Below are 13,101 nucleotides of genomic sequence, written 5' to 3' on the forward strand. Positions count from 1 at the left end.
GACTGAAAAATAACTGCGGGGAGCAGTGCGTTTCAGCGTATCTGGAGTGTGTAAAAAAACAGGAAAAAGACTTTGATTCGTTAGATATTGGATAAAACACACTCGTTAAGTATGAGAAAGAAAATTTGAGGTGAATATATGGAACAGTATGTCATCAGAGGTGGAAATCCTCTTGTGGGCGAAGTGGAAATCGGGGGAGCAAAAAACGCGGCGCTTGCAATTCTTACGGCAGCAACGATGACCGATGAGACGGTCCTGATCGAAAACCTGCCGGATGTCAGTGATATTAATGTACTTCTGGAAGCAATCGCAGAGATCGGAGCCACCGTGGACCGCATCGACCGCCATACCGTGCGGATCAATGCAGCAACCATCGGAGATCTGAGCGTTGATTATGAATATATCAAAAAAATCCGTGCGTCTTATTATCTTTTAGGCGCGCTGCTTGGAAAATACAAAAGAGCGGAAGTTCCGCTTCCGGGCGGATGTAACATTGGAAGCCGTCCGATCGACCAGCATTTAAAGGGATTCCGCGCACTCGGTGCTGAGGTAAGCATCCGTCATGGCGCAATCGTGGCAAGTGCGGCAGATCTGCATGGAAGCCACATTTTCCTGGATATGGTTTCCGTTGGAGCCACCATCAACATCATGATGGCAGCTTCGATGGCAAGAGGAAATACAACGATTGAGAATGCAGCGAAAGAGCCGCACGTTGTCGATGTGGCGAACTTCCTGAACAGCATGGGAGCAAACATCAAAGGAGCAGGAACCGATGTGATCCGGATCAAGGGTGTCGATACCCTGCACGGAACCAGCTATGCGGTCGTACCGGATATGATCGAGGCAGGTACGTATATGTTTGCAGCAGCAGCTACAAAGGGCGATGTTCTGATTAAAAACGTGATTCCAAAGCATCTGGAAGCAACAACCGCAAAGCTCGAGGAGATTGGCTGCGACGTAGAAGAGTTTGACGATTCCATCCGTGTGAGCGCAAGCAAACGTCTGGGCAGAACACACGTAAAGACACAGCCGTATCCGGGTTACCCGACCGATATGCAGCCGCAGATTGCGGTTACACTGGCACTGGCAAACGGTACGAGTATTGTAACAGAGAGTATTTTTGAAAATCGTTTTAAATATGCGGATGAGCTGGCACGTATGGGCGCCTGTATTAAAGTAGAAGGCAACACGGCGATCATTGACGGCGTAGAAAAATTTACCGGAGCAGAGGTTTCCGCACCGGATCTTCGCGCCGGAGCAGCACTTGTTATTGCAGGTCTTGCAGCAGAGGGTGTTACCGTGGTGGATGATATTGTATACATTCTGCGCGGATACGAGGACTTCGACGGAAAGCTCCGTGGACTCGGCGCTGAAATTGAGCGTGTGAATAATGCAAAGGACATCCAGAAATTCCGGTTAAGAGCGTAAAAACAGTATAAAACAAATGTTGACAAAAAGGACGGTGCAATAAAAGGTACCGTTCTTTTATTTTACCTTATTGCGAAGAAATTGGCTTAAATTTTACTACTATTATTTTCAAAGCTGAGGCGGTCAGTATTGGTAAAAAAAGATATTTAAAAATATACAAATTTATGATATGTTGAATACGAAAACGTTACCGATTATACATTTTGACTAAAAATAATAAAAACCAGAGAGGGACAATATATGTCTAATAAAGCAGAAACACAATATAATCCACAATGTGGGGAGCGAAGAACAATTTTTTCAGATGAGTATGATTTTCTCACAAAAATTGAAGCAGTGTGTGCCAAAGAAGATGGAATACATTTTTTGGTACGTACATGGAAAGACCGTATAGCCACAGTTCGTATTACATTTTTGACACCATCGGTATTCAGATTTGTGATGGTGCCGGAGATGACTGCAAAAAGCCACAGACAGACGGTAGTCGAAGATGTACCTGAATCGGAGTTTGAAACAAAAAATGCAGAATTTACAGAAAATGAAGATCTGTATATATATGAAACAAATCAGTTAAGTCTTCATTTTTCAAAAAACTACTGGGAAATGTCCATCTATCAGAATGGAAAATTATTGACGAAAGAACAGGCTTTTGACACTAATGTCGATAACCGGTGGAAACAGCTTCCAACAGGATTTAGAGTAGATGCATCTGGAAAAAGTATAGCCTCATTTGAGCAGTTTGTATTATTCTCCGATGAGCAATTTTGGGGATTTGGAGAGAAGTTTACACATTTTAATAAACGTGGACAAAGAATAGAGTGTTGGCAAAAAGATGCATTGTCTACTAATACGGAGGATTCATATAAAAGTCATCCGTATTTTACAAGCAGCCGGGGATATTCCGTATTGTTAAATACATTTACGCGTTCATCATTTGATATGGGTGCTTCATCATGGATCAGTTATCAGATGGGCAGTGACGATCCTATTCTGGATTATATTTTCCTGGCAGAAGAAAGCAAAGACTATAAGAAGCTGTTGCAGCAGTATTTGCAGATTACAGGGCAGATACCTATGATTCCACAGTGGGCTTTTGGTTTCTGGATGTCAAAATGCTCTTATATGAGCCGTAAAGAAGTCGAGGATGTTGTTGCTGATGCTGAAAAATTTGGAATAGGTATCGATGTAATTCATATCGATGGCTGGCAGAGGCAGGATATGTCTGGTGTATGGGAATGGGATACAGAACGTTTCCCTGAACCGGAAGAAATGATTAAAGAATTAAATAAAAAGAACATACATTTAAGTCTTTGGAATTATCCGTACTTGCAGGAAGATTCGCCGGCATTTAAGGAACTGGCAGAACGTGGATTTTTTATAAAAAATAAAGAAGGGCATCCTGCAATGTTTAAAGCGACTGCAGATTCAGAGTTTTTGTGTGCTTGCTTTGATTTCACAAATCCGGAATTTCTGGCATGGTATGAGGAACGTGTGAAAAAAATCGTCAGAATGGGTGTATCAGTGATAAAAACAGATTTCTCTGAAGCAGTACCTGAAGATGTTGTATTTTACAATGGCATGAGCGGGCGAGAAGGACATAATCTTCTGACGTATCTGTATGCAAAAAATATTTACACATGGATGAAAGAAATTTGCGACGAACATGGGGAATTGCCAATGCTTTGGGGACGCAGTGGGTATGTGGGTTCTCATACGATCCCGGCAGCATGGGCAGGAGATTCTTCCAGTGATAAAGCAAGTCACAGTGCAATTCTTCAGGCCGGACTTGGGATGGCTATGTCTGGTGTATCTTTCTGGGGTTATGATCTTGGCGGATTTTATAACACAGGTTATATCGGAAATGAGGAACGTCCGAATATAGAAGATTACCTTTCCTCTGTGCAGATGGGATTGTGGATGCCATTATCCAGAGCGCACGGTAAAACACCGCGGGAACCATGGCAGTATGGAGATATGGCATTAAAAGAAGTAAAAAAATGGATTAACTTCAGACATCGACTTGTGCCATATCTTTATCACACCGCCTGCCAGAGTCATCAGTCTGGTATTCCAATGATTCGTCCGCTTGTGATGGAATATCCGAAAGATCCAATCGCAAAGACACAGAATCTGTCTTATATGCTTGGTGATGCATTGCTTATTTCACCCGGATTTGACAGAGATGAATATGAACTGTATCTTCCGGAAGGCCGGTGGCAGGATATTGAAAGTAAAGAAGTATATGAGGGAATGACATTTGTTCATATAGAAAACAAAGCTTTTGCTGATGGTGGTACATCTCTTCGGGTTTTCCAGAAAGAAGGAACAAGTATACCATTGTTTGCTCAAAAAGAAGTATTGCATGTGCCTGCACAACTATGGAAACAGGAAGATCTTGAATTTATGACATTTCAGAAAAAAGATGTTGATTAGCTATTGTGCACAAAATAGATGCATAAAAATATGAAAAATGGGTAAAAATAAAAAAGCTAAAATAATAAGAACTGACTTGACAAAAGAAATTTATCTGTGCTATATTCAACTACAGTTGTAGTGTGTAACTCGATTTTTGGAGGCATTAACTATACATAACAGAAATTGTTTATGTGGGTTAGTGTCTCTTTTTTGTGCTCTGTTTTAGAAAAAAGAGTACAGACCGGCTAAAAAGATGCAAAACCGCAGAAACTTTTCTTGTAAAAAGTATAAACTACACAAGGAGTAAAAAAATGAAGGACAAAATTTTTAGTGTTCTGCAGCGAGTGGGAAGAAGCTTTATGCTCCCGATCGCAATTCTTCCGGTAGCCGGACTTTTACTGGGAATCGGAAGCTCATTTACCAATGCAACCACAATTGAAACGTACGGGCTGACAAGTTTGCTCGGCAACGGCACAATTCTTCATGCGCTGCTGGTGATCATGAACAAAGTAGGAAGTGCGGTGTTTGATAACCTGCCTCTGATTTTTGCGGTAGGTGTTGCAATTGGTATGGCAAAGAAGGAAAAAGAGGTTTCTGCCCTGTCAGCCGTTATTGCATATTTCGTTATGAATACAGCGATTAACGCAATGCTGACTATTACGGGTCAGATTCTGGAAAACGGAGAAATTGCAGAATCCGTTCTGGAAGGAACCATCACTTCTGTCTGCGGTATTCAGTCGCTGCAGATGGGTGTGTTTGGCGGTATTATTGTCGGTCTTGGAGTCGCAGCACTTCATAATCGATTTTACCGGATCCAGCTTCCGAACGCACTTTCTTTCTTTGGAGGTACTCGTTTTGTACCAATTATTTCTACGATCGTCTATATGTTTGTGGGAATTTTAATGTATTTTGTATGGCCGGTTGTACAGAACGGCATTTATGCGCTGGGTGGCCTGGTAACCGGCTCCGGTTATGTCGGAACGCTGATTTTCGGTCTGATTAAACGGGCACTGATTCCATTTGGTCTGCATCACGTATTCTATATGCCTTTCTGGCAGACAGCAGTCGGAGGTACCATGGAAGTGGCAGGACAGATGGTGCAGGGCGGACAGAATATTTTCTTCGCACAGCTTGCGGATTCTGCGAATATCGCACATTTCAGTGCAGATGCAACGAGATATTTCTCCGGAGAATTTATTTTTATGATTTTCGGACTTCCGGGAGCGGCACTTGCCATGTACCATTGTGCGAAACCGGAGAAGAAAAAAGCAGCAGGCGGTCTGCTTCTTTCCGCAGCACTTGCGTGTATGGCAACCGGTATCACAGAACCGCTGGAATTCTCGTTCCTGTTTGTTGCACCGGCGTTGTTTGTCGTGCAGGTTATTCTTGCGGGAACAGCTTATATGATCGCACACATCCTGAATATCGCAGTTGGTCTTACCTTTTCCGGCGGACTTCTGGACTTCTTCCTGTTCGGTATTTTGCAGGGAAATGAAAAGACAAGCTGGATGAGGGTGATTCCGGTCGGCATTCTTTATTTCTTCCTGTATTATTTTATCTTCAAATTCATGATTAAAAAGTTTGATTTTAAGACACCGGGCCGTGAGGATGATGATGTAGAAACCAAGCTTTATACGAAAGCAGATGTAAATGCCAGAAAAGAAGCGCAGAACGATGGGGTGGCATCGGAAGATGCCATGAGTGAAGCGATCACAAAAGGTCTTGGCGGAAAGAAAAATATTTCGGATGTGGACTGCTGTGCGACAAGACTGCGCTGTACTGTTCATGATGCAGCGAGAGTCAGCGATGGTATTTTAAAGGCGACAGGGGCATCTGGCGTTGTGCATAAAGGAAATGGTGTACAGGTTATTTACGGACCCAATGTAACTGTGATAAAATCAAATTTAGAGGATTATCTGGAAAAAGCTCCGAATACGTATGCGGAAGCAGAAAATACACCAACCCCAAAAGAGGCGGAACCGACGCAGGAAACAAAAGAACAGAAGGTTGTGGATACGATTACTGTCTGCAGCCCGATAAGCGGACTGGCAGCCGACCTTTCTACTGCGCCGGATGAAGCGTTTGCAGAAAAGATGATGGGAGACGGCGCTGTTGTGACACCGGAAGATCCTTATGTGCGTGCTCCGGAGGACGGAGAAGTCGCGTTTGTTTTTGACACAAAACATGCGATTGGATTTGTAACCGATTCCGGGGTCAGCCTTCTGATTCATGTCGGAATTGATACAGTAAAACTGAACGGAGAGGGATTTGAGGCACTGGTAGAAAGCGGTCAGACCGTGAAAAAAGGTGATCCGATGCTGAAACTGGATCTGGAATATCTGAAAACACATGCGCCGTCGGTTACGTCACCGGTTCTTTGCACAGAGCTGGAGGAGAACCAGAGAATCCGTCTTTTGGCAGACGGACCGGTAAAAGCAGGAGATCCTTTATTTGCGATTGAGATTCTCGCGTAAGCTGTGCCTTAAAAACGGGTGAGAAGAATGTACAGGATAGCAAAAACACTGAACCACAATTCATTTATTGGTGTGGAAGAAGAAAATAACCGGGAATATCTGGTCATGGGGAAAGGAATTGCATTTGGGAAAAAAACGGGACAGCGTGTACAGCCGGGAGACGATGCCCGCATTTATTCCCTGACAGAGATGACGGAGCGAGGAAATGCCAGAACCATTGTACAGGGCGTTTCTCCGCTCAGCCTGGAGCTGGCGAGTGCCGTGCTTGACGAGGCAGAAAAGGAATTTGGAAAAATTGACCGTTCCATCGTCTTTCCAATGGCAGATCATCTGGATTTTGCTGTCCGGCGGATTCAGAACGGTGAGCAGATCAGCAATCCGCTCACCGACGATATCCGTGTGATGTTTTACAAAGAGTATAAAGTTGCTTCCTGTATCAGGGAGCTTTTAAAAGAACGGCTTCAGATCGAAATGGATGAACATGAAATCGGCTATCTTGCACTTCATGTTCATTCGGCAATTGTGGAGGAAAATGTTTCACAGGCCATGGAAGTAGCAAGAGCAGTCCGGGAGAGCATTTCTTTGGTGGAGCATATCACCGGGCATACCATCGATGTGATGTCGTTGTCGTATAACCGTATGATGAACCATATCCGCTATATGGTTGCAAGAGCGGTCAGTGGGGAAAAACTGAAAGTAAATATGAATGACTACATGTCCGTAAAGTTTCCGGAAGCCTTTCAGGCGGCGAAACGAATCTGTGAGGAGATGGAAAAGAGGCTGAAACTTCCGATGGAGGAGATCGAAATTGGATATCTCGCTATGCACATAGAACGGATTATGGACAGAGAAGAAGGAGAATAAAAGCATGAAAACATTTGAATATACCATTAAAGATGAACTGGGAATCCACGCAAGACCGGCAGGAATGCTGGTAAAGGAGGCAAAAAATTTTGCATCGGAATGCACCATCACAAAAGATGGAAAAACGAAAAAACTGACTCAGCTGATGATGCTGATGTCACTTGGTGTAAAGCAGGGAGATACCGTAACCGTTGCAGCAAACGGAGAGGACGAAGATGCAGCGATTGAGACGCTGAAAGCGTTTTTCGAAGCAAACCTGTAAAAAGTACGCTCGGAGGATAAAAAATGCAGTATTTTCAGGGGAAATCCGTATATAAAGGAATTGTTATGGGACCGGTTGCGGTTCTGAAGAAAAATGATTACCAGGTTAAAAGAGCCCGGATTGAAGATCCGGAAGCAGAAGTAAAACGTGTGAAAGAAGCCGTGGAGGTTTCGAAAAAACAGCTTGGCAGACTGTATGACAAGGCAGTCCGGGAAGTTGGAGAGGCAAGTGCGGCGATCTTTGAAGTCCATCAGATGATGCTGGAGGATGAGGACTATCTGGAATCAATGGAGAACATGATCCGGACAGAGCTGGTAAATGCAGAATATGCAGCGGCAGCAACCGGCGATAATTTTGCAGAGATGTTTGCAGCTATGGATGATGAATATATGAAGGCTCGTTCCGCAGATGTAAAAGATATTTCCGAACGTCTGGTCCGCAATTTAAGCGGTGAGGGAGATAACGACCTGAGTTCTATGGAACCATCTGTTATAGTGGCAGACGATTTAAGTCCGAGTGAAACTGTACAGATGGACAAAGAAAAAATACTTGCGTTTGTGACTGTACATGGATCTACCAATTCTCATACTGCGATTCTTGCGCGAATGATGAATATTCCGGCATTAATCGGCGTCCCGATGGATTTAAACGGTCTGAAAACAGGCATGACGGCCGTTGTAGACGGTTTTTCAGGTCAGGTTATCTTTGAGCCGGAGGAGGATGTGCGGAAGGAAACCGAAAAAAGAATGCAGGAAGAAGCAGAAAAACAGAAGCTTCTTGAGGAGTTGAAAGGAAAAGAAAATATTACGCCGGATGGCCGTAAGATCAACATCTATGCAAATATCGGCAGTGTTGGTGACCTTGGCTATGTGATGGAAAACGATGCCGGTGGAATCGGACTTTTCCGAAGCGAATTCCTCTATCTTGGAAGAAATGATTTCCCAACGGAGGAAGAACAGTTTCAGGCATATAAACAGGCCGTGCAGACCATGGCAGGCAAAAAAGTGATTATCCGTACGCTGGATATCGGGGCAGATAAGCAGGTAGAATACTTTAATCTTGGAAAAGAAGAAAATCCGGCGCTTGGGTACCGTGCAATCCGGATTTGTCTGAAACAGCCGGAAATTTTTAAAGCGCAGCTTCGCGCATTGTTCCGCGCAGCCGTTTACGGAAACCTTTCTGTCATGTATCCGATGATCACATCAACAGAAGAGGTAGAAAAAATCTACGCAATTGTTGCAGAGGTAGAGGAAGAGCTGAAAGCACAGGAAGTGCAGTATAAAATTCCGGAGCAGGGCATTATGATCGAGACACCGGCTGCCGTGATGATCAGCGACCGTCTGGCGGAAATGGTGGATTTCTTCAGCATCGGAACGAACGACCTGACCCAGTATACCCTTGCGATTGACCGTCAGAATGAGCAGCTGGATGATTTTTACAACCCACACCATGAAGCGGTTCTTCGGATGATTCGTATGGTGGTGGAAAATGCTCACAAATGCGGAAAATGGGCAGGAATCTGCGGGGAACTCGGTGCGGACCTGACATTGACGGAGCAGTTTGTACGAATGGGAGTGGATGAGCTTTCTGTTGCTCCGTCCATGATTCTGAAGCTGCGGAAGATTGTCCGCGAGATGAAAGCAGAAGAGTAGAAGAAACGATACAGCAGATAAGAAAACTCTCTGTTTTGGAGAGTTTTCTTATCTGTTCACAAATAACAGAAGATACAGCCGAAAAATCAGAAAAAAAGAAAGGATGTTTGGGACAACAGTAAGAAAATGTCTCAAATCCTTTTATTTCCTCTTGACGAATGGCGTATTTTGCGATAGTGTATCAGAGTAACAAAAAACAAAATCAAAAATTCAGTTGCTTTTCTCTTATTCAGAGTGGTGGAGATACATAGGATCTGTGAAACCACGGCAACCCCCAGACAGAATAGTCTGTACGGGAAGGTGCCAGCCTGAGCGAAATTTTCGAACAATAAGGGGATTTGAACATTACTATTCAGGTCCGCTAAAAATTGCGGATCTTTTTTTACGAAAAAATGTTCAGGGAAAGCCAAAGCCCACGAACGAAAAGCAAAAGAGAAGAGAAGAAAAAAAAGGAGAAAAAGAATGGAAAAAAGACTGTTTACTTCTGAGTCTGTAACCGAAGGACATCCGGACAAAATCTGTGATGCCATTTCTGACGCGATTCTGGATGCGCTGCTTGAGCAGGATCCGATGAGCCGTGTAGCTTGCGAAACCTGTACTACAACAGGATACGTGATGGTAATGGGTGAGATTACATCCAACGCACACATTGATTTCCAGCAGGTTGTACGTGATACCGTTCGCGAAATCGGCTACGACCGTGCAAAATACGGATTTGACGCAGATACCTGCGCTGTTGTAACTGCAATTGACAAACAGTCCACCGATATCGCTATGGGTGTAGACAAAGCGCTCGAAGCAAAAGAGAACAATATGAGCGATGAGGAGATCGATGCCATTGGAGCAGGAGATCAGGGAATGATGTTCGGATTCGCAACCAACGAGACCGAAGAGTACATGCCATACCCGATCTACATGGCACACAAACTGGCTCGCCAGCTGACCAAAGTCCGCAAAGACGGTACTTTAAGTTACCTGCGTCCGGACGGAAAAACACAGGTAACCGTAGAGTACGATGAGAACGGCAAACCGTTCCGTCTTGATGCGGTTGTTCTTTCCACTCAGCATGATCCGGAAGTATCCCAGGAGCAGATTCATGAGGATATCAAAAAATACGTATTCGACGAAATCATTCCGGCAGACATGGTAGATGAGCACACCAAGTTCTTCATCAACCCGACCGGCCGTTTTGTAATCGGCGGACCTCATGGAGATTCCGGCCTCACCGGACGTAAGATCATCGTAGACACCTACGGCGGATACGCTCGTCACGGCGGCGGAGCTTTCTCCGGAAAAGACTGTACAAAGGTAGACCGTTCTGCAGCTTATGCAGCACGTTACGTAGCAAAGAATATCGTAGCAGCAGGTCTTGCCGACAAATGCGAGGTCCAGCTTTCCTACGCAATCGGTGTCGCTCATCCGACCTCTATCATGATCGACAGCTACGGCACAGGAAAACTCTCCGACAACAAACTGACCGATATCGTTCGCGAGAACTTTGATCTTCGCCCGGCCGGAATCATCAAAATGCTGGATCTGCGCCGTCCGATCTACAAACAGACTTCCGCTTACGGCCACTTCGGAAGAAACGATCTGGATCTGCCGTGGGAGAAACTGGACAAAGTAGAAGACCTGAAGAAATACCTCTAATTTCAGGCTTTTCTGTTTATAGAAAGTTTAGAAAGATTCATCTAAGTTAATGAAAAATCCTCAGGCGTTGTGCTATAATAAATTTAGACTGCGTACTGGGGATTTTTTGTGCGCAAAAGTACGAAATATGTGTTGGAAAACAGGTGGATCTTATATGGAAAAAAAGAAGAAAAGCATGAAATTAAGGACGAGAGTAATCATTTCTTTTTTCATCATCATACTGGTTCCGATCGTGATGTGTGCCTTGACGTTTTACTTTTTTGTAGGGTATAAAGCAAAGATTATCGGTGAAAAATACGGTCTTGCGAACGCAACATACCGGACGATTTCGAACAACACCCTGCTGCTGAATGCGATGACATCAGAAGAGTACGACGAAGTAGAGGATACCGCGAAATCGGATACGGCAAAGCTGGAAGAAACGAATTATCTCTCTGTTCTGAATGCAAGACTGCAGAAAAAACAGTCGTTTATCGCGGTGCGCGAGGATGGTGTTATCATTTACAATGGCTCGGAGGAGCTGTCGTCGGAGGAGCTGGAAAATGAGCTGCCGAAATACGGTGACCCGGGGGCCAATTTGAAGGGCGGCGTTTATTTCCGCAATGAAAAACAGTGGATGGTCAAACAGGTGGACTATGAGAACTCGGACGGAAAAGAATGCAGTGCGTTTATCGTCACCAAGACAGACCAGATTGCGCCGCAGATTACGGGCATGGTAAAAGAGCTAGGCATCGTGATTGTGCTGATTCTGGTGCTCACCAGTCTGGGCCTGAGCTTCTGGATTTACCGCGGTGTGATCGGACCGCTCGAGCAGCTGAAAAAGGCGACACAGAATATCAAAGACGGAAATCTGGATTTCACTGTTGAACCGTGCGGCGTGGCGGAGATTAATGACCTCTGCGAGGACTTTGAGGAGATGCGTATCCGGCTGAAAGAGACGGCGGAGGAAAAAGTCGAGTTTGACAAAGAGAATAAAGAGCTGATCAGTAACATTTCGCATGATCTGAAAACACCGATTACCGCGGTCAAGGGTTATGTCGAGGGAATCATGGACGGTGTGGCAAATACGCCGGAGAAGATGGACCGCTACATCCGCACCATTTACAACAAAGCGAATGAGATGGACCGTCTGATCAATGAGCTGACGTTTTATTCCAAGATTGACACGAACCGCATTCCGTATACGTTTTCCAAGATTCACATTGCGGATTATTTTGATGACTGCGTGGAGGAACTGAATCTGGAGCTTGACGCGCAGCATGTGGATCTGACATACTTTAATTATCTCGAGGACGACCCGATCGTCATCGCGGATGCGGAGCAGATCAAGCGTGTCATCAATAACATTGTAAGCAATTCCATCAAATATATGGACAAGAGCCATAAGGTCATCAACATCCGTCTGCGTGATGTCGGAGATTTTGTGCAGGTGGAGATTGAGGACAACGGAAAGGGAATTGCGACGAAGGATCTGACGAAGATTTTCGATCGCTTTTATCGTACCGACGCGTCCCGCAACAGCACGAGAGGCGGCAGCGGAATTGGTCTTTCCATCGTGAAGAAGATTCTTGAAGACCACGGCGGAAAAGTGTGGGCCACCAGCAAAGAAGGGGTGGGAACCACGATGTACTTTGTATTAAGAAAATATCAGGAGGTACCTGTTTCATGAGTAAAATACTGATTGTTGAGGATGAGGAATCCATTGCAGATCTGGAGAAAGATTATCTCGAGCTTTCGGGCTTTGAGGTGGAGATTGAAAACCAGGGAGACACCGGTCTTGTACGGGCGGTCAAGGAGGATTTCGATCTGCTGATCCTGGATCTGATGCTGCCGGAGGTGGATGGCTTTGAGATCTGCCGTGAGGTGCGTGAGAAGAAAGATATTCCGATTATCATGGTTTCGGCAAAGAAGGATGATATCGACAAAATCCGCGGACTCGGCCTTGGTGCGGATGATTATATGACGAAGCCATTTTCTCCGAGTGAGCTGGTTGCGCGCGTGAAAGCGCATCTGGCACGGTACGACCGTCTGGTCGGAAACGGCAAGAAAGAGAATGATGTTGTGGAGATCCGCGGCATCAAGATTGACAAGACGGCACGCCGTGTGTGGGTGAACGGAGAGGAGAAGCAGTTTACAACGAAAGAGTTCGATCTGCTGACCTTCCTTGCGGAGAATCCGAACCGCGTTTTCACGAAAGAAGAGCTGTTCCGTGAGATCTGGGATATGGAGTCCATCGGAGATATTGCGACGGTTACGGTGCATATCAAGAAGATTCGTGAAAAAATAGAGTTTAATACGGCAAAGCCGCAGTATATCGAGACGATCTGGGGCGTTGGATATCGGTTTAAGGCATAAA

General features: G+C 44.9%; 9 protein-coding genes and 1 riboswitch. All 9 genes read left to right on the forward strand.

The window, feature by feature from the left end; translation table 11 throughout:
- Positions 1-138 precede the first annotated feature (138 nt).
- Complete coding sequence (locus tag DW642_RS14345; RefSeq protein ID WP_117510690.1) at positions 139-1,428, forward strand: UDP-N-acetylglucosamine 1-carboxyvinyltransferase; 1,290 nt, start codon at positions 139-141, stop codon at positions 1,426-1,428.
- A 240-nt stretch (positions 1,429-1,668) separates the two neighbouring features.
- Positions 1,669-3,861, forward strand: a complete 2,193-nt coding sequence (locus DW642_RS14350) for a glycoside hydrolase family 31 protein (RefSeq protein WP_117510692.1) — start codon at positions 1,669-1,671, stop codon at positions 3,859-3,861.
- A gap of 293 nt (positions 3,862-4,154) precedes the next feature.
- Positions 4,155-6,317 (forward strand): PTS transporter subunit IIABC, encoded by a 2,163-nt coding sequence (locus DW642_RS14355; RefSeq protein ID WP_117510694.1) that lies wholly within the window; start codon positions 4,155-4,157, stop codon positions 6,315-6,317.
- Between the two features lie 27 nt (positions 6,318-6,344).
- Entirely contained in the window at positions 6,345-7,181 is an 837-nt protein-coding gene (locus tag DW642_RS14360; RefSeq protein WP_117510696.1) for a PRD domain-containing protein, read from the forward strand.
- Positions 7,182-7,185: 4 nt separating this feature from the next.
- Complete coding sequence (locus DW642_RS14365) at positions 7,186-7,443, forward strand: HPr family phosphocarrier protein (protein ID WP_055267256.1); 258 nt, start codon at positions 7,186-7,188, stop codon at positions 7,441-7,443.
- Between the two features lie 23 nt (positions 7,444-7,466).
- Positions 7,467-9,095 (forward strand): phosphoenolpyruvate--protein phosphotransferase, encoded by a 1,629-nt coding sequence (gene ptsP / locus DW642_RS14370; RefSeq protein WP_117510698.1) that lies wholly within the window; start codon positions 7,467-7,469, stop codon positions 9,093-9,095.
- A gap of 222 nt (positions 9,096-9,317) precedes the next feature.
- Positions 9,318-9,430: riboswitch (SAM riboswitch) on the forward strand.
- Between the two features lie 127 nt (positions 9,431-9,557).
- Positions 9,558-10,745, forward strand: a complete 1,188-nt coding sequence (gene metK / locus DW642_RS14375) for a methionine adenosyltransferase (RefSeq protein WP_117510700.1) — start codon at positions 9,558-9,560, stop codon at positions 10,743-10,745.
- A gap of 175 nt (positions 10,746-10,920) precedes the next feature.
- A complete protein-coding gene (locus DW642_RS14380) occupies positions 10,921-12,414 on the forward strand; it encodes a sensor histidine kinase (protein ID WP_117510729.1) in 1,494 nt (497 codons plus the stop codon).
- A complete protein-coding gene (locus DW642_RS14385; protein ID WP_022461272.1) occupies positions 12,411-13,100 on the forward strand; it encodes a response regulator transcription factor in 690 nt (229 codons plus the stop codon). The genes DW642_RS14380 and DW642_RS14385 overlap by 4 nt, the downstream gene beginning before the upstream one ends.
- Position 13,101: the final 1 nt, after the last annotated feature.

The organism is Blautia sp. AM23-13AC (assembly GCF_003435675.1).
GTDB classification, from domain to species: Bacteria; Bacillota; Clostridia; order Lachnospirales; family Lachnospiraceae; genus Fusicatenibacter; species Fusicatenibacter saccharivorans.